The following is a 17,956-nucleotide window of genomic DNA, read 5'->3' as shown; positions in this document are numbered from 1 at the left end:
TTTCGGTTGGCATGGAAAAACCTCCCCATAGGCGTTTCGAAATCTCACGGAATTTACTTTATGCTTCCCGATACATGGGTACTAGTTCACCAAAAGGCTTAGATTTTCGTGCCGGGGCTTAGGAGCATGCGGGCGATGCGCCGCGCGAGATCGATCGAGCCACCTCGCGCCAAGCCGTCGGCACATGAAAGCCGCCGTGTTCCCCACATCAAATTGCCGGCTAGCCGCAACGGAGCCCCGATGATCGGATGGTTTGCCGTGAAGATGCGCCTCCAGTGCTGGAAACGGACGATCGGGCGCCGCGCGCATCTTGCCGGAATCCTGGTTCCGAAGAAGTGATGCAGGGCCAGCAGCTGGGTGTCGAGCGCATTGCGGGCGCTTCGATCCGACATCGATGCCTGCAGCGCCCGCCAGTCCACGTCGTCGCTCTCCGCCAATTGTGCCAGGTCATGAAGATGCCTGAGATCAATCCGTCCGCGCCAGTAGTCCCCCTCCTTAAAAAGGTCGTGCAGGATCCAGTGCAGGGCTCGGGACTGGGCGGGAGGAATATTCACCCGCAAACCGTCGCGCTGGACAAGCACAGGGGGTTCAAAGTCGTTTGCCCGGCGCGCCCGCAGCTCCAGCATTCCGGCGTCCTGCTGGCGAACCATGCCTCGGTCACCCGCCACCTCGACGTAGCCGAGTTCTTCAAGGCAGGCTTGGGCGGTCGCCTCTTCAGCCGGTTCCACGGCCAGATCGAGGTCGCTTGTCATCCTGCTGGGAGCCCCGTCGGCCGGCGAAAGGAACAAAGGAACGGCGCCCTTGAGCAGTACCGGAACGATGCCGCAGCGATTGAGGGCCGCGACAGCTTCAAGCAGCTGGGCACGCAAGCGCAGGTTCCGCTCCCGATTGCAGTCGTGAACGAACCGAAGGTACTCGTGCACGTCCTGCGGCAATCGGTGGATCTGGCCGGAGCGCGCGAGGGACGAGAACAGGTCCGGCGTGAGCAGGGTGCGATTGGCCAGGGCAATCACAGCATGCCAGTCGGCCCTGTCGGCCGGGCTGCCGCGAAGTCCGGCGATCAACGCCTCGAGCGCGTTGCCCCTGCGCATCATCGGCATGCCTTCGTGATCAGCTCCACTGCGTCGTCGAGCTTCGAATAGGTCAGGCAATAGGTGCCCGCCGATCCGATTACCTGGGTCAGTGCGTCGAAGGCGGCGCCGCTCAACTCCCGGCCTGGTGCGAACGCGCCGTTGAGCAGGACGCGCAATGCGCCGGCCGGATCGACCGGCTCCAGGCAAGCTTTCGCGTCGCGACCTCGACGAAGCTGGATCACGCAGCCGATCGGTATCGGAGAAGGCGGCGCGACCTTGCTGGGCACCGCAAACCGGACACGCCTGCGGTCCGGTCGGCGACAGACCGGGACAGCATCGAGACCGGGGTAGTGCTCGGCCACAAGCGGCCATGCTCCCGCCTTGACGGCCGGGGCAAACGGCAGACCAACGCCATGCCCTCGAGCGTCCAGCAGCGTGACATCATCGGAAGCGAAACCGAACCCTGCATGGACCAGCGCCAGGGTCAGCGTTGTCTTGCCCGCGCCCGGCTTGCCGCAAAGAAGCACGACGCGTTCATTTCTGACAAGCGCGGCCGCGTGCAGGGCAAGTTCATAGGCGCCGCGATCGAGGACCTCGATCAGCAATTGCCCTTTCAGCATGACGGGCAGCTCGTCGGGCGCGCAAGAGACAATCCAGTCGCCATCCCGGAACAGGTGGACCCGCCCTTCGTGCTCGACTAGCTGGAGCAGGACGTCGGCAGTTCCTCCTCGCACCTCGAGATGCCGAAATACGGCCATCGCGGGAAACGCGCAGGCTGCCGGGTAGTCGATGCGTATGGTAAGGCCCGCAATGGCGACAGTCTGGCTCACAGGCTCCTGATCCGACGCAGACAACGGCGCGTGAGGCCGTATCAGGCTTAGCCGTTGCCAATCCCTCAGCGCGGCCTCGACATGCTTGTCTGCCTCGAGTCTATCGACGCCGCCGCGCGCCATCTCGCCCGAGATGGCCTCCGGCGGCATGCCTGCTTCCAGCGAGCGCCAGATCTCGGCGGCAGTATCGTTGACGGCAAAAACGGCCTGCTGGGATGGACTGAACAGGATATTTTGCCCCCTGACGCGTGCCAGCCGTCCTTGGGTCACAAACGTCGCGCGGCAGCCCGCGGCGGGGCCTGGCGCCGCCGTTCTGTCAAACGCCTCGTGCTGATTCATCGGGATAACCCCTCCCCGTCTGCCGAAACGCGGCGACGGTTCAAGCTGCAAAGCATTTCCAAAACATGCCTCCCGAAAGTGGGACCGGTTTCGGGACCATGCTTGAAATCAAAGACTTAAGGCAGGCCGCGTGAACCTTTTCCACGCGACATGCTTTGAGGAACGGAACGACCGGCGAGTGCAGCTTCTCACAGCGCTTCGTCGGAGAACCGGGCCACGTTCTGATGCGCGGCGACCCACTGGATATGCGCCTTGTTCCAGTATTCGCGCGCGTCGGCCCCCGTCAGAACCCTGAAACCGGACGGCGGCATCGGCAATGCAGACGGGATTGGCTCATCGGGCAACCACAGCAACACGTTGTCCCGGCTTTCGATGGCCAGCCGCCAGGTTCTTTCCAGGCGACGGAACCCGCGCATGTTTGCCGAAGCCAATGCAAAAACCGATCCCGTGATCCTCAGCCTGGGCGACCGATCGACAGCCTTGATCGGTGCCTGATGCGTGATTTCGCCCTTCGAAAGAAAGGCGTGCATACGGATGAGGGTTCGGTCGATCAGCACGGTTTGCCCGGTTCCGTCCCGGTCGTCGCTCGACGCCGGGTCCACGCTGATCCCCGAGAAGCACCCATCGAACAGGCAATCTTCGACGATGCCGCTGAGGAGGTAGTCGTTCTCGACCGCGTCATCCCTGACTTCGCTGAACCAGCACCCTTTCAGGCGAAAGCCATCGGCCTGCTCGGCGAAACGGATGGCGTCCCAGCAGCGACGCACACGGACCCCTTCAATTGTCGCATTGGCGGTTCCGTCCCTGACAAGCAAGGCCGCGCTGTTGCAGTAGGTATCCCGCCAATCGGAGGTTAGCGGTACCTGGCCATCGAAGCGCCCGCCGATGAAGTGAACGCCGGGGCAGTTGCGGATGACGACCGGATAGCGATTGACCGGCAAGGTCCCCTCGTCGCAACCCATCATCGCGCCGGGATCGGTGTTTCTGCTGTTGGCAACTATGAAGGAAGCATTCCGAGCGTCGATTGTCGCTCCGGCTTCGAGATTCCGGATGGATTGCTGCTCGTAGCCATGCTCGCCTGCCAGAATGAGCTGCTTGCCCCCCGGCGTCTGTCCGCCTTCGGCCCGGCAGAAGCCTGGCAGCAGAGCAAACACCGGATACAAACCGGCAAGGCTGATCAGTGATCGGCGGTCCATCCTCATGCCCAATGGTTGACGGACGTGCTCATCGATCGGCGGAGTCGTCGTATCGCCGATGTCGTTCGAGACAGCCCAAAAGCACCGCCTCAAGCGCCCTTTCAGCCACGTCTTCGGGCGATGCAAGCCTTTCCACGTCGACTGACGCCAGTATGCCGACGTGATCCTCCGCGCCCATTTCCCTCTCAAGATCGGCGGCCAACTCGCGGCAGGTTCGGTCCGCAGCCGACCAGAGATCAAGGTCGCGATCGGCAGATGTCCTTTGCATCCGCGAGGACCGATCACTCCTTTTCAGAAGCCGATCCCGGGCCATGCCGGTCTCGGCGCGCAGATGGACAAAGAGCATGTCATCGATGCCAATAGCAGCCAGGATATCGAACCACTTCTCGGACGTTGCCCGATGCTTGCTTTTCAGCAATACAGACCAGAAGCCCTGCAGCAGCCCCTGGTCCATAATAGTGATAGTATTTTTCCGCTCCCTCTCGTTCTGGACATAGGCCAGCAGAACCGACATGTTCCAGATAACCTTGACGACATCGACAATCGATGATTGTCCGCTTTCGATGGCAAAGCGGGCTATTCGCATGAACAGTGAACGGAACTCACGATCCTTAAATCTTGGGGCAACGATACCGACCCTATGGATTTGCCGGGCGATAAAAGTTCTTGTCTCGGGCGAGATACGCACATCACCGACCAGCGGGCCGCACCGTCGCAAGCCGCTCGCCAACAGGCTGGACGTGGTTGTCTTTCCGACCCCGGGAAGACCGAAGAATTCCACAAATCGAATGTCCGTTTGAAGCACGCGTGCTTCGGGGCTTGGCGGAAGGCCTCCCGCCAGGTCGCGAACGTTTTGCGAAGTCATCGGATTAAGGTGGTAAGGATAAACTGGGAAGATCAACGGCTAGGGCATGATCCCGAACCGAAGGTCGGCGGAAGCAAAAAGCGGGAACCGGTTTCGCAGAAGATCATGCTCCAGCAAGAGCTGGATCAGGATGGCGATTCAGGAAGCATCATCCTGATCTGGGAAGAAGCTGTTTTGTTTTTCCGTGTCCGAAGAGCTGCGATGCAGTCCCGGCGTACACCTTTGGATTCTCGTTAGATCTGATCTGCGACGATCGCTGCATGCCGCGGTACACCAGGAGCAGAGCCAGCGGCAGCCAGAAGAAAGCCGCGGTCGACGGACCGAAGGAATCGCTCATCTGGTTCGCTACGAGGTAATTCCACACGGCAACCGACGTTCCGAGCACCATCACATTCACTTCGGTCGCCTGCTCGCCCCTCCCTTTGTCGACCAATGTGTGGAGAATGGCGCAGACCAGATATGCCACGACCAGCACGACGACAATCAATACCAACCCGACGCCGGGCACTCCCAGCGTCCTGAAATAGTCGATGAACAGGTTATGGCTGTGCGGAGCGATGTCTTCCACCCACTGCCCTGCCCCCACGCCCATGAACGGATGCGTCAGGCCGAGATCGATCGATATGGACCACAGTCGTTGCCGCGACACGATCGAATGCGCCTCACCGCCGGAAAGCTGAAGTGTCAGCAGCCTGTAGGCTCGCGGATTTAGGAACTCCAACGTCGCCAAGCTGGCTTGGAACAATATCGGGGCGGCAACCATCCCCGCGATCACCGTTACTGGCCGCTGCTTCCTTATCACCAGATAGATACTGTATAGCCCGAAGAACGTAGCGAGACCTGCGACGCCAAGGACGAAATTCGTCTTGGACCCCGATTTGACCAGACCCAGAAGCCCCGCGAGCAGGCAACCCGAGAGGAGGATTCGGTGCCTTCGGGAAGCGACCAGCTTCGCAGCGACAAGCGGCAGACCGGCCGACAAGGCAATTCCGAGCTGGTTCGCGTGCTTGAAGTAGCCTTCCGCCCGATCGGCGAAGCGAGCGTCGCCCAGTCCAACGGCGACAAGGCAGGATGTAACGGCAACCATGATGACCATGGCCATCCCAATCCTGTCGATCGCCTCGAACCCCCTGGGCCGCGCGGCGATCACCGCAATCGTTGGAATAACGGCGAAACCGAACACCTGCGCGAAGACCGCGCGCATGGTCCTGATCGGATTGTCTGCGTAGAGCGCCGACATCAGGGACAAAATCATGATGAAAGCGGACATCGTCAGCACTGCCGCCGCCAAGGCCGCGTCAGTCCGATGAAGGCGTCTTGTCGTTTCGGCGTAGGGGACGATGCTCAGCACGGCGCAGAACAAGGCCAGCAAGAAGGAAAGCGAGCCGTCGGTGCCGGCTATCCGAGTGGCGCCGGGGAACCATATCGAAACGATAAGCAAAAGAATGGATGTCTGCAGCATCGATGGACATCACGCCGAAAATGCCACGCAGCAACTGCGCCAATGCCGGATTCAAGGCAGGCTGCCGCACCGCGGGTGAAATACTCCGCATACCTATTTCAATGAGCAGCGTAGGCGCAGCGGGTGGACAAGGAAATGAGCGAAACGGGGGCATTGGGTCAAGGCGTCCTACGCCTTTTGTGCAAGCGGCGGAGGTACGGCCAGTCCCAGCTGGCAAGTCGGCAGCCGGTCAGGCAGCACGGCGGGATTGGGTGTTGGTACGGATTCGCAGATGTGGGAGACTTGGGCGCGGCGCACCCGAGTCTTCCGCACCAGAGGAGATCGCCGTGCTTTGGGGCCTTGCCACTGTCGGCGTGATCGGCATTTTGCTCGGATTTCGTGTTCGGGCACCGGCGCTCATCGTCATGACCGCGGTGATTGTCGTGGTCAGCGCGGTTGCAGGCGGCATCGGCAGCTTGTTCGATTGGAACCGTCTGCTTTCGATCCTGCTTTTCGTCGTCACGCTGCAGTGCGCCTACCTGCTCGGCGTCTTCCTTGGCGTTGTGTGGCGTCGCGCCATGACCCACGGACAATGATCGACCGCGGCTGCCATTTCGTCGCCGGCGATGGACCTGTCCGACGCGGCCGTGCCGCCCAAGGTTCGCTGCCGTCTCGCCGGTCAGGACGCATGATCGAATCTCATCACGGCGAAGACCGTCCGAATGAGAATGACGACATCGGCCCATATGGACCAGTTTCGCACGTAGCGGCTGTCGATGGAGACACGGCTGGGATAGTCTATTGCGTCTCTGCCCGTCACCTGCCACGCGCCGGTCAGCCCGGGCCGGGTTCGAAGGTAATCGAGCGCGCAGGCGCCGTAGCGTTGCAGTTCGTCCGGGACGACCGGTCGAGGGCCGACGCAACTCATGTCGCCGCGCAGCACGTTGATCAGCTGAGGCAGCTCATCCAGGCTCGACTTCCTGAGGATGTGCCCCAGGAATGTGATGCGCGGATCGTTCCTGAATTTCAAATTCTGCTCCCACTCCTTGGCGGCTTCGGGATTGCTCGCAAGATAATCGGCCAGAACCTGCTGGGAGTTGGCGACCATGGTCCTGAACTTGTAGCAGGCGAAACGCCTGCCGTTGAAGCCGACCCGGGTGTGGGAGAATATCGCCGGTCCACCGTCGGTCACCAGTATCAAGAGGGCAACCACAAGCATGATCGGAGCGGCAAGGACAAGCGCGATCGATGCGACGGTCACGTCCATGATCCTCTTGGGCCGCCCCCCAAGCGGACGAGGGTTTTGTCCGACGCGGATGCCGGGCCTGCGGTTCATGTCGAATGCGCTGATTGTCATGAGCTTCGCCAAGGAATACGGCTGGTTTCAACACTCAACTTTCACAGCGGCAGGTCATTCCCGGCAAGAACCGCAAAGGAGGTAGCGCCGTATCCGGCGCCGGTTACCCCCTTAGCCTGATCCGCGCGTTTCCGGCGCGGTGTCGATAAGCCTTCTGATCAAACGGCGTATCACCGGGCACCCGTTTTCTGCAGTAGCGGTCCGGGCAAGTTCGACTGTATTGCGTGATCGACGAATTGGTTCCGGCCACAGGCGGTCAAGAGCGCCGACTGAATTCAGGCCCCAACTCTCGTGGCGAGGATGCTGAGAGAATGTCTCGGGCCACTCTTGCCGAACGCGCTGGCCGGCAACCGTCTGGCAATGCAACGCATGAAAAGCATGCGGCGTCGCGTCCGGGCGAGATCCGACGAGACAGGTCTTCCGCGTCAACGGATTACCAGCCTGCCTGATAGTGGAGAGCACGCAACGTGGCGCCCGTTCTGAAGCCCTGGTCCGGTGATTTTTCCGCAAGACCGGCCGCTCGCCATGTCCCCGAGCTCGACCGCTCGGAAACACTTGCTGTCGTCCGCAAGCAGATAGCTTTGCTCGGTCTCGATCTCTCCGGCCTCACCGTGGTGGTCGGTGCTGCGACAGGATACCAAGCGGCGGCCGCGGCAGCAGCGGCGCTCGCCAACGCCGACCGTGTCGTTGCGCTCACTCGCGTATCCTCCAGAAATCCGAACCTTGCCGCAGCCGAGGATGCGACGTTGGCATTTGCCGCATACGCCAAGGTCGCCGAACGCGTGGAAGTGACTAACCAAATCGAAAGCCGCGAATGGCAGGACGTCGACATCATCACGAATGGTCCCCAGCTCGGGCCGATCTCGAGATCGCTCATCGAACTCCTGCCCTCTCATGCGGTTGTTTCGCTGATGGCTGAACCTTGGGAGCTTCGGCCAGGCGTGTTGGATTTCGACGCCTGTGACGAGGCCGGCATCAAGGTTGCCGCTCCAAATCTCGGCCACCCGGCCATAGGCCTGCTGCCGGAATTCGCGCGGCTGTGCCGGGTCTTGCTCGACGACGCTGGCGTTGACCAGCGCGCCTCGAGATTCGCCATCGTCTGCGACACGCCCTGCGCGCCATTCCTTGAGCATATGCTCGCCGAGCATGGAGCAAGAGTCGGTGTTTTTTCGCATCCGGTGCTCCTGACCGACGACGCATGGCAGGTGATCGTCGTCGCGATGCGGCCCTCCGCCAAACCACCAATGGACATCAACAGCCTGGGCCGTATTGCCAGGAAATCGCGCCAGACACTGCTGGTGCAGTTCAGCGGCGGGATCGACCGCTCGGCCGCCACCTATTTCGGCCTCAGGGTTTGGCCGCCGAAGCGCCCCAACCGCGGCGAGCTGGGCCTGCCGCTCGAGACACTCGGACCGGCTCCGGTGATCCGCAGACTGACGGGTGGCCTGAAGGCCGCCGAAGCCGCGTATCGCGATGCGGAATTGGGCGGAGACAGCGTTGGATTTCTCGTGAAGGCAGGATCCGAAATGCTCGACCGGCAACGTGCCTGAAACATCGGCCCGAGCGTATCCGCTTCATGGGCCCGGAGGGCTGTCCAGACTTCCGAACCCGAGACATGGCGGCGGATCTGAAGGAAATCCGCCTCCACGTCGAGGCATTGGCGCCGGACGTTCGCTTGGCGCAAGTCTAGGTCCGGGCAGCCTTCAAAGCATCATCTGTCTAAGCTTGTAGGCTACCTCCGTGCGGTTCGTAGCTTTCAGCTTTTTCATGATGTTGCGGATATGGACCTTGACGGTGCTCTCGCAGAGGTTGAGCTCATAGGCAATGATCTTGTTGGCCTTGCCTTTCCTGAGCGCCTCCACGACCGCGGCCTCGCGCAGCGTGAACATGCCGGCAAGCGGACGGGCACCGTTTGCGGTCGAATGGATGATCTCGCGAAGCGCCAGCACGCAGCTGGCGGGCACGAAGATTCCTCCGGCACGAGCGAGACCGATGGCCTCGGCAGCGACCTTCACCTTCACGCTCGTGGGAATGTAGCCGCGGGCGCCGCATTCGAGGGCCGCAAGAATTTCCCCTGGCTCGTCGGAATCCACCACGACGATCACGGGTACCGCGCCTACCTCGGAGATGAGGTGCACAAGTTCCGCCCGAACGCTTTGGTCGGTAACCTTTCTGGCCCCGAGAATGACGAGGATCGCGGAAGCCTCGGGCGCGCCGGCGACATGGTGGATCTCGTCAAGAGATCCCACGGCGCTGACGCGCAAAGCGGGATTGTGTTCGATAAGGCCCCGAGCAAGACATTCCCGCTCGAGTGCTCGCTTGTCGACAATGACGACCAGGCCTTCGGTCGGATGTCCGTCGTCGAGATCGGCTGTGCCGAGCCCGTTCATGTCCGTCAGATGCCCGTTCTGCAACGACCCTGTCGATTCCTTCCAGGAATCGGAAATTTGAGGATGTCCCATCGCCTTATTTACTCCTCTCCGCCGCCGACTTAGCCCGCTCCCCCTTTTTGTCTTGGCGCCCTCGCAAGGCTTGTCAGAGGCATGAACTGATACGCTCATTTACCGTGTGTCGGGCAACTGGCCGTTTAACTGAGGAATAGATTCAAGGAGTAGTGCATACGCCGGCCCAACCCACGGACGTATGGCATCCCCGCTCCATCGAGGTAATCCAGCCTCAAATGCATACTACGATGCTGTGGAAAAGGTGCATTAATCCCGGTTAACAATTTGGTAATTATATCTTAGGTGGCTAATATAGCCGAAAGGATGACAACCTTAAATTGCAACTTGGTGGTTAAGCATCCCAAAGCTGCGCATGAGCCTGGCTCGGCCTCGAAGCGGAGGTTTGCGGTTTGGAGGAAATGGCGCCACAATTCCAATGCATGTGCCTCAAAACTGCGCAGCGGTCTTGGGAGAACAACATGCATCAAAACAAAGACTTAAAGCGTTTCGCCTGAAGCCGTTTCAGCGCGACACGCTTTGGGAAACCCGTTGACCTCGGCTGCCAGCATCCCCCACCCAACCGCTGCGGCCGGGGTTCCTTTTTTCGGCGGCAATTCGAACAAGATCCCGCTTCAGACGCCTGCCTGCCGCCCGATAGTGACGCATTGCGAAGGCGCGGGCGCTCTCGGCCGTGCACGAAAACGGCTCGTTTTCCCCACACGATCGCCGATGCCCGGGCAGGCATGGCCGTTGACAGTCTCGCCGGCGGAAGGCGGCAGGGCGCCGCCTGCCCAGCCAGGTCTATGAACTCTGCCACGCGGTGAATGCCAAGCCTATCGCGAGTGCCATTGTTCCGTAGAGGACTGGCAGGGTCCTGGCGCTTACGCCGACCCGCAGCAGAGTGTGGCCGAGGTGGTCGGTGCCGCCGATCCAGGGGCGCCGTCCAAGCCGCAAGCGGCGGATGATGACGAATATTGCGTCGATCAGCGGGATAGCAAGCCACGCCAGTGAGGAGCCGAAACCGCGCTCGGAAGCCTGAAGCACGATTGCCGCGCCGAGCAGAAGACTGCCGCTGTCGCCCATGAAGACACGTGCGGGCGGATAGTTGAAACAAAGAAATCCGGCGCACGCGCCCGCGGCGGCCAGGCCAGCATTGCCGCCGAGACCGAGAAAGGCGGCTGCGATCGCGCTCGCGGCCAGACCGTCAGCGTGATCGAGCATGTTGACCGCATTGCAGGCTATCCAAATGACGATCGGCACCCACCACACGCCTGTTACGACGCCGGCAAGGATTGCTGCAGCGGCCAGCGCCGCCGCCTTGTGACCGGGCGAAAGGGATCGGACGTCGTCGAGAGCCCCGACCAGGCAGAAAACGGACAGTAGGACGATATGATCGATCGGAAGCCACGGGGACATGGCAATCAGAAAGGCGGGGCCCGCCAATCGCGGAATCTCGCCCGATGTGTGCCAACGGTCGCTCTTGACCTTGGAGACTGCCCCGATGCGCTCGGCCAGGCGCGCAAACAGCCACACGCAGGGAACTGCGATAAGCAGGGCCCCGATGAACGGGACCAATAGTTCAAGTGTCAAGCCATCACTCGTTCGGTACGCATATGCTCAATGCAGTCGGCAATCGTCTGCCTCGTGCTTCGCACCGGGCGCCAGCCAGTCATGCTGGTCAAAAGATTTGTGTCAGGCACGCGATCGTAGGTTACCGCGAACCTCTCGCCATAGACGGCATTGGAGGGTTTCATGACGATCGGCGCGGTCGTCCTGGCCGCTTCAACCACCATCTTTGCAAGGTTGCCGATCTGCACCGCCTCGCTGCCGCCCAGATTGACCGGCCGCCCCCGCAAGGATCGGCACTGCATAGCGAGCAGCAAGCCCTCGGCGGCGTCGGCAACATGCAGGAATGCCCGCCTCTGCTCGCCATCGTCGTGCACAACGAGCGGCTCTCCGCGCAAGGCTGCGTTGACGAAGACCGGCAACACCAGGCCGGTTGCCGCACGCTGCCGCGGCCCGGCCATGTTGAATGGCCGCACGATCCAGGTCGGGATGCCGAAATCGAAAAACAGCCCGGCGACCAGATGCTCGATTGCCGCCTTGGCCGCGGCATAGCCCCATCGCGGCCGCAGATCCGTCATCACCGGATCGGCCTCGCTGATCGGACGGTCACGGCCTGAGCCGTAAACTTCCGAGCTTGACGTATAAAGCAGCGGGCGCCGGTGCAGCCGGCATGCCTCGACGATCGCGCTGCCCGACTCGAGGATGCCGCTGGTGACGGCAAAGCGTTCCTTATGGGCGCGCTGAACGCCGATCGGGCTCGCCAGATGGAACACGGCGTCGGCCTGACCGACCTCGTCGTGGACGGCCGCGTTGAACGCCGGATCGCCAACCCTGAAGGTACGGATCGTCAGGCGGGGATCGCCGGCCGGAAGATTGCGCAGCGAGCCGTTCGAAAGGTCGTCGATAACGGTTACACTGCAATTGCGAGCAAGCAGCAGATCGACCAATGCCGACCCGACAAAGCCTGCGCCGCCTGTGACCAGAACATGTGTTCGCGGGTCGAATTCAACCATGTCCGCGCTATGGTTGTCCAACTTGCCACCTCCAGAATGACCCGTGGCCTCGCAACACACGGGACAGCCTTTCTATACAGTCAAGAACACGCTGAACAACTCGTTTTCTATCAAGCGAGCGAGTTTTCGTCGTCCCCGATATCACCAACGAACAACGCCACAACCTACAGTTGACAAGAACCACACGCTGCTGCGACTGGGACCTGATTCTGCCGCATGCCCCCACTGTGTAGGTTTTTGCCGTTCTAGCGCGAAACAAATTGTGAGGGTATCCCCATGTTTCTGACGGTTTTAACCGTAAGAACATGCTAATTCTTGAATGGACGGGCCGAGTTGTCGTCGTGTCCACAAGTTGTCGAGCTCATATCGAAGTCCACGATCGACTCTTGGGGTGTAGACAGGCTACGAGACGCAGCGGGTATCTCCGGGGAGAGTGGTGAAGTTCGACTATCGGCCCGACGTCGACGGCTTGCGCGCGATCGCGGTGATCGCGGTCATTCTTTTCCATTTCGGCGTGCCCGGTTTCCCGGGAGGATTCGTCGGCGTCGATATCTTCTTCGTCATCTCTGGTTACTTGATCACGCGACTTCTGACGGCAGAGGGCGGACTATCCCTGATTGAATTCTACGGGAGACGCATCCGCCGAATACTGCCGGCAATGTTGGCGATGATCTGCTTCTCGCTCGCTGCGGGCTGGTTTCTGCTGCTGCCCGGCGACTATGCCAGCTTGGGGCGTAGCGCGGCATATTCCTCGTTCGGATTGGGAAACTATTACTTCCTCTGGAACACGGGCTATTTCGATCGCGAGGCAACACTTCTGCCGCTGCTCCACCTCTGGTCGCTCGGGGTCGAAGAGCAGTTCTATCTGGTGTGGCCGGTTTTGCTCCTGACTGCGAATAGACTGGCCGGGGGCCGCCGGCTGCTTATCGCCGCCGTCATCGGCATCGTAGTGTTGGCCAGTTTCTCGATCGCCCTCCATTTGGTGGCGGTGGATCCCAAACAGGCGTTCTACGCCCCCTTCAGCCGGGCCTGGGAACTGGCTCTCGGCGGCCTGCTCGTCTTTGCGCCTGTTATTACGCGCCGACCAGTTGTCGACGGGCTAGGCTTTATCGGCCTGTTCCTGATCGGCCTAAGCGCCATTCACCTGTCGCCTTCCGATCCATTTCCGGGCACGAATGCTCTCGCACCGGTAATCGGCGCCGCCTTGCTTATCTGGCCCCGATCGCCCTCTGCCATCACGGTCGCGTTGTCGAGCGTGCCGATGCGGTTCATCGGCAAGATCTCTTACAGTCTCTATCTTTGGCACTGGCCAATTCTGGTGTTCTTCCGACACTACGCTGGCGGCGCGATTCCGACGTCAGTAGAAGCGGCAGCACTGATCACGCTCAGCATCGTCGTTGCCAGCCTATCCTGGCGGTTTGTCGAGGAGCCAGTCCGCCGCCTTCGCGCGATCCCGCTAAAAGCTATTCCGGTTGGAGTGGCCACTGCGCTGATCATCAGTTGGAGTGGAAATGCGATATCAGATGCAGGTGGCTTTGCTGAGAGGGTTTCGAAAGGTGCGCTGTCAATGCGCAGCTTGGATATCATGTGGGACTGGCCATGCCCGCAGACAGTCAACATCCCCGAACTGGGCGTTACCTACTGCGCCTTCGGTGCTCCATGGGGAACGGCCAAGCATCACGGCATATTGTGGGGCGACAGCCATGCGGACCATCTTGCGCCGCTGCTCGATATTGTCGGTCAGCGAAAAGACACGGCATTCTTTCTGTACGAACCATGCCCAGCGGCGCTAGGTGAGAACATCTATCGCAAATTTCCCGAGGTGCCCAACTATAAGGACCGCTGCGCGTCAATGCGGAAAGCGGCGGTCGACATGCTGCGGCGGCGGCCTGATATAGATGTTGTGGTTTTAGCCGGGGCTTGGTCCGGGTTGCAATTCACCGATCTCGTTGCTGTCGACGGGCACCGGGCCGATAAGGTCTCATTGCTGCGCGAGGGCTTGGAAACGCTTTTGCCGAAAATAGCCGCGGCCAATCGACGAATCGCCCTTGTTGCTCCGACGCCGGGACCTGCCGAGGATCTGACTTCTTGCGCAGTTAACAAGGAAAGCAACCTTATTAGGCGCCGATGCTCAACCGAGATGAACAACAAATGGATCACATCGGTGCGCGGCCCGATAACTGCGGCCCTCAAGTCGTTGGCAGCAGAGAACAACTTGTTCTTCGTCGATCCCGGCTCTGGGATGTGCCCAAATGATCACTGCACTACCTACGTCAACGGTGAGTTCATCTACCGCGATGGATCGCACCTACGCAGAAACTTGGCGCCCGCCACCAATGATGTCCTAGCCCGGATGATGGGTCTTTACCCAGTTCTTGCTGTTGGCAATACTCAAAGCCGAATATCGGCTGCCGCCAGCGATTAAAGGCCGGGTTGCTTCGTGGGGTGCCTGTTAATGGATCCGAGCACAATGTTCGCCCTACGAACCATCCACTCGATGCGACCCACGAATCGAAATCACCGTCGCTATCAACCACGCAATGATTGCGCCTAGAAGAATGAAACAGAGTGCACTGACCGAAAGTGGAACAGCGATCTCGTAGGTTCGCCCATTGTTGCGAGGGTCGCTCGAATCCGTGGCAGCGAACAGCACCGCGTCTCGCCGGCGAAATGTATATTCGCCCTGCCGGACGGCGGGCCAACCATGCGAGGACCAGTCTACCCGCTGAAGCGGTGTCCTGTCCTCGCGCAGATGGGATGCTTGCGACGAGGAACCGCCGGGGAGGTCGTCAAACTGGAAAAGGCCCGGAAATTGTGACCGCGGAAGCGGCGTCTCGTATCCGCCGCGCACCGCTAACATGGTCCCGTTCAGCAGCCGCCCGCCAGCCAGCGGCGGCGTGACGAGCAGTATCGCAGCGCAGCCGGCGGCAAATGCCGCGACGCCTGTGGCTGTTCCAAAAGCAAAGCTCCAGGACTCACTGTTCCTTGCCGTTGACAACTTTCGAGCGGACGCTCTCCGCTCGGCAAGCATGCCGCCAATTCCCAGGGCGACCGGTAGAAAGAGGCTGGGTGTAAGCAAGATGTCATGGGACGTCAGCATGACCCCCACGATTGCTATACCAAGGCCAAGATCGCCGGGGTTGCGGGCGAAGCAGAAAGCGAAGCCCACGAGGCCGATCGGGATCAACCAGCCGAGATGACCGAAGGCGATTGCGAAGAGAAGGAAGGTGTTGTGGGGCACAAGGGCTTGCGCCTCTTCAAGTCCACGACCAAAGAAGCCGCCTTCGCGATAAGCGAGCAGACCACGCTCGAGAAAGAGAGCTCTTGCCGAGATCGAATTTCTCTTGCCCTCATCCGCCAGGCGCTCGCCGAGCGCCCGCATCTTGGCAACGTTGGCGGATTGGCTGGCCGCTGACGAAGGCGGAGTGTCGGACTGCAGAGATAACGCAGCGCTGCCCGCGGGCCTGTCGGTCTCGGGATGAGGCGTTGAACTGATCGCAGATTTTGCCGGCGGCGGCTCAATACCCCCGGGCGAATCTGGCGGAGCCGGTTGATTTACCGAAACCTCCGCAGGCGATGGCACAACCGGAACTGCAGCAGAGGGGTATCGATCCCGAGATGCATCGACAGCCTCCGATGCCTCGTCCAGCGCCCTGCCAACCGACAATACGCCAGCAAAGGATTCGTTCATGGCTAGGCGAAAATAAGCATTTGTGGCCAGCGCGATGCCGATGACACCCAGCAGCGCAAATGCGACGACGGCCGCTCGGCCCCAGCCGTTGAGATCGATCTGAAAACGACGATCACTGCGAAATTGCTGCCAAATACGAATGACGACCGGCACAGCCACGGTGCCGAAGGCGGCAAGAAAGGTCGAGCGGGACAGTGTGGCTAGAAGCGCCGCGCCTATAAGGACCAGGAAGCTTGCACGCCATTTTTGCGAGACGGCGCGGTAGCTTGCCGCAGCCCCGAGCAGAAGGCCAGCCGCCGCGACATTGGGATTGATCGCCAGGCCGGCAGCCCGGCCGGGGGTATTGGTAAAGCCGTTGGCGAACAAGAGGTCGAGGAAGCACGTCACCGCGCTGAGCACTGTGATCGATGCGGATATGCGCAACACCATCGCGGGGGTGGAGGCAAGCATGAAGACAATCGCGGCGCCACCAAGGAAAAGGGTGATAAGATAGCACTCGGCGACGATCCCGATCGGATGGAGCGCAACCGGGGCGACCGCCATGACAGCAGCGATCGCCAGCGGGAGGACAGCGCCAAGCACATCCCGGCGCGCCGCAAGAACGGCAATCACAACAAACAGAATGCCGCCATAGAGCGTATGAAAAACCAGCCTCGCGAACTCGTCTCGCCCTGTAAAGAACGGCAGAAAGTATGGCATGAACCAGGACTGATAGATGACGACGGTGAACGCGCAGAGCCAGGCGGAAATATTCGTCAGGATCGCACGCAGCGAATGCGGTGAATTCGCCGAACGTTCCGAATGAGCAATCCCGCTCATTCAATCGTCCGCCAGATAGAGGCGTTCATAGGCATCGACCATGGCCCCAATCGAATAGCGCTCCCGCATGGTCCGTTGCCGAAATTCCCGGTCGCCTGCTTGCTCCGGCAATCGGTCAAGGACGGTTAGAAGCCCACGGGCGAGATCAGCCGGGTCGCGAGGCTCCACCAATACACAACCCGGCATGCCGGAGACGGCTTCCGGATTTCCGCCGACATTGGTGGCGACGACAGGAAGACCTGCCGCGAGCTTTTCCATCAACGCATTGCAAAAGCCCTCCTCATGGGAAGCGATCACGCCAACATCCATGCCAGCGAGCAGGCCCGGGACATCATTCTGCATCCCCAAAAGCCGTACTTTCAGCCCAACGCCGAGCCGTTGGCCTTGCTCTGTCAAGCCTGGCCCGATTCCCCGATCTTGTCCTGCTATGAACAACCTCAGATTCGGCCGGCTTTGGCTAGCGCGAGCGAATGCTTCGATGAGGTCGCTGTGTCCCTTATACGGAATAAGATTGGCGACTATGACGATGCCGATGTCGCCTGGCTCGAGACCGAGCTGACGACGGGTTCCGTCCCGACGATGGCCGATATCATCGAGTCGACTGAGATCAAGACCGTTCGGGATTACCTTTACTTGTTTAATATCGTAGCCGTCCCGAGCCGCCATATCGGCCGCGACGGCATGCGAGTTCGCGACCACCACATGCGAAAGCCAATTGGCGATCCGGTCCATACGCTTCAGCCGCGGCCATCGCTCCTGATGGTTACCGAGACCGCGCCGCGAGGTGATGACGAGCGGTGCCAACGCGAACCGTCCCGACAGGGCGCCGAGAAAGTTGGTCAAAGGCAGGAAGGCGTGAACCACACGCGGCCGGGTCCAAGCGATGCGAGCAACAAGCGACGCGACCGCGGCGCCGAGAACCAGCATCGCCTTAACGCTTGGGCGCGTCTTTGGAGCAACGCTCGGCTTGGCGTCCGTCTTGGCCGATGTCGGCAGCGAAGGTGAGGGATTCGGCCGATGAAGCCCGTACAATACTGGGATCCCGACGCCATCCAGTGTCTGTGCCAGAACGCCACCCCGCGAAAGCGCAAAGACTGCGACTTTCCAGCCTCGCTTCTTCAATTCCCGGGCGAGCAGTACAAGCTGGCTCTCGGTGCCGCCGAGATCGAGTGTCCCGATAACAAAGAGCACGCCGCGGCGACGACCTCTCATCAATGCTGTCGATGACACGACAGCGAGCTGTTGGCTTTCAACGTTAGTCATCGGAAGTTCTTCTCGCAGCGTCATCCGCTCCGCCGCCTATTCTTATGGTCCGGCTTGCC

The 17,956-nt window shown here is 60.8% G+C and carries 14 protein-coding genes; 3 read left to right on the top strand and 11 right to left on the bottom strand.

Annotated features, from left to right (window positions below; all coding sequences use genetic code 11):
- Positions 1-98 precede the first annotated feature (98 nt).
- The 5 genes from EJ067_RS27515 to EJ067_RS27495 form a co-directional block, all read right to left on the bottom strand.
- The gene (locus EJ067_RS27515; RefSeq protein ID WP_245468071.1) at positions 99-1,100 is read right to left on the bottom strand and encodes a nucleotidyltransferase family protein; all 1,002 of its coding nucleotides are present in this window, start codon (positions 1,098-1,100) and stop codon (positions 99-101) included.
- Positions 1,091-2,242, bottom strand: coding sequence for a PqqD family peptide modification chaperone (locus tag EJ067_RS27510; protein ID WP_126088298.1), 1,152 nt, complete (start codon positions 2,240-2,242; stop codon positions 1,091-1,093). The genes EJ067_RS27515 and EJ067_RS27510 overlap by 10 nt, the downstream gene beginning before the upstream one ends.
- Before the next feature lie 188 nt (positions 2,243-2,430).
- Complete coding sequence (locus tag EJ067_RS27505; protein ID WP_126088297.1) at positions 2,431-3,438, bottom strand: hypothetical protein; 1,008 nt, start codon at positions 3,436-3,438, stop codon at positions 2,431-2,433.
- Positions 3,439-3,466: 28 nt separating this feature from the next.
- A complete protein-coding gene (locus EJ067_RS27500; RefSeq protein WP_189510144.1) occupies positions 3,467-4,219 on the bottom strand; it encodes an AAA family ATPase in 753 nt (250 codons plus the stop codon).
- Between the two features lie 232 nt (positions 4,220-4,451).
- Positions 4,452-5,765 (bottom strand): O-antigen ligase family protein, encoded by a 1,314-nt coding sequence (locus EJ067_RS27495; RefSeq protein ID WP_126088295.1) that lies wholly within the window; start codon positions 5,763-5,765, stop codon positions 4,452-4,454.
- Positions 5,766-6,091: 326 nt separating this feature from the next.
- Here EJ067_RS27495 and EJ067_RS27490 point away from each other — a divergent pair, with 326 nt between their 5' ends.
- The gene (locus tag EJ067_RS27490) at positions 6,092-6,340 is read left to right on the top strand and encodes a hypothetical protein (RefSeq protein WP_126088294.1); all 249 of its coding nucleotides are present in this window, start codon (positions 6,092-6,094) and stop codon (positions 6,338-6,340) included.
- A gap of 83 nt (positions 6,341-6,423) precedes the next feature.
- Here EJ067_RS27490 and EJ067_RS27485 read toward each other — a convergent pair whose 3' ends face one another.
- Entirely contained in the window at positions 6,424-7,113 is a 690-nt protein-coding gene (locus EJ067_RS27485; RefSeq protein WP_348639497.1) for a sugar transferase, read from the bottom strand.
- 569 nt (positions 7,114-7,682) lie between these two features.
- Between EJ067_RS27485 and EJ067_RS27480 the strand changes: the two genes are divergently transcribed.
- A complete protein-coding gene (locus EJ067_RS27480) occupies positions 7,683-8,651 on the top strand; it encodes a hypothetical protein (RefSeq protein WP_126088293.1) in 969 nt (322 codons plus the stop codon).
- A 153-nt stretch (positions 8,652-8,804) separates the two neighbouring features.
- Here EJ067_RS27480 and EJ067_RS27475 read toward each other — a convergent pair whose 3' ends face one another.
- From EJ067_RS27475 to EJ067_RS27465, 3 genes are all read right to left on the bottom strand, one after another.
- Positions 8,805-9,563 carry a response regulator transcription factor gene (locus tag EJ067_RS27475; protein ID WP_126088292.1) on the bottom strand — a complete coding sequence of 253 codons (759 nt, stop codon included), beginning with the start codon at positions 9,561-9,563 and terminating at the stop codon, positions 8,805-8,807.
- A gap of 783 nt (positions 9,564-10,346) precedes the next feature.
- A complete protein-coding gene (locus tag EJ067_RS27470) occupies positions 10,347-11,135 on the bottom strand; it encodes an undecaprenyl/decaprenyl-phosphate alpha-N-acetylglucosaminyl 1-phosphate transferase (RefSeq protein ID WP_245468070.1) in 789 nt (262 codons plus the stop codon).
- Positions 11,132-12,145 carry an NAD-dependent epimerase/dehydratase family protein gene (locus EJ067_RS27465; RefSeq protein WP_126088291.1) on the bottom strand — a complete coding sequence of 338 codons (1,014 nt, stop codon included), beginning with the start codon at positions 12,143-12,145 and terminating at the stop codon, positions 11,132-11,134. Before EJ067_RS27465 ends, EJ067_RS27470 begins: the two co-directional genes overlap by 4 nt.
- 415 nt (positions 12,146-12,560) lie before the next feature.
- Here EJ067_RS27465 and EJ067_RS27460 point away from each other — a divergent pair, with 415 nt between their 5' ends.
- Positions 12,561-14,549, top strand: coding sequence for an acyltransferase family protein (locus EJ067_RS27460; RefSeq protein WP_189510142.1), 1,989 nt, complete (start codon positions 12,561-12,563; stop codon positions 14,547-14,549).
- 54 nt (positions 14,550-14,603) lie between these two features.
- Here EJ067_RS27460 and EJ067_RS27455 read toward each other — a convergent pair whose 3' ends face one another.
- On the bottom strand, positions 14,604-16,634 hold the full coding sequence (locus EJ067_RS27455) for an O-antigen ligase family protein (RefSeq protein WP_126088289.1): 2,031 nt from the start codon (positions 16,632-16,634) through the stop codon (positions 14,604-14,606).
- The gene (locus EJ067_RS27450) at positions 16,635-17,897 is read right to left on the bottom strand and encodes a glycosyltransferase (protein ID WP_189510140.1); all 1,263 of its coding nucleotides are present in this window, start codon (positions 17,895-17,897) and stop codon (positions 16,635-16,637) included. It lies immediately after the preceding gene.
- Positions 17,898-17,956 lie beyond the last annotated feature (59 nt).

Origin of the sequence: Mesorhizobium sp. M1D.F.Ca.ET.043.01.1.1, from assembly GCF_003952385.1 — a bacterium.
Classification (GTDB): domain Bacteria; phylum Pseudomonadota; class Alphaproteobacteria; order Rhizobiales; family Rhizobiaceae; genus Mesorhizobium.
Note: the sequence above shows the minus strand (reverse complement) of the source record. Positions and strands in the feature narration are given on the sequence as shown.

What these genes read in the sequence shown, in the direction of transcription:
- EJ067_RS27455 (WP_126088289.1), bottom strand. Translation starts at nt 16,634, where the DNA reads ATGAGCGGGATTGCTCATTCGGAACGTTCGGCGAATTCACCGCATTCG.
- EJ067_RS27495 (WP_126088295.1), bottom strand. Translation starts at nt 5,765, where the DNA reads ATGCTGCAGACATCCATTCTTTTGCTTATCGTTTCGATATGGTTCCCC.
- EJ067_RS27475 (WP_126088292.1), bottom strand. Translation starts at nt 9,563, where the DNA reads ATGGGACATCCTCAAATTTCCGATTCCTGGAAGGAATCGACAGGGTCG.
- EJ067_RS27510 (WP_126088298.1), bottom strand. Translation starts at nt 2,242, where the DNA reads ATGAATCAGCACGAGGCGTTTGACAGAACGGCGGCGCCAGGCCCCGCC.
- EJ067_RS27515 (WP_245468071.1), bottom strand. Translation starts at nt 1,100, where the DNA reads ATGCCGATGATGCGCAGGGGCAACGCGCTCGAGGCGTTGATCGCCGGA.
- EJ067_RS27450 (WP_189510140.1), bottom strand. Translation starts at nt 17,897, where the DNA reads ATGACTAACGTTGAAAGCCAACAGCTCGCTGTCGTGTCATCGACAGCA.
- EJ067_RS27505 (WP_126088297.1), bottom strand. Translation starts at nt 3,438, where the DNA reads ATGGACCGCCGATCACTGATCAGCCTTGCCGGTTTGTATCCGGTGTTT.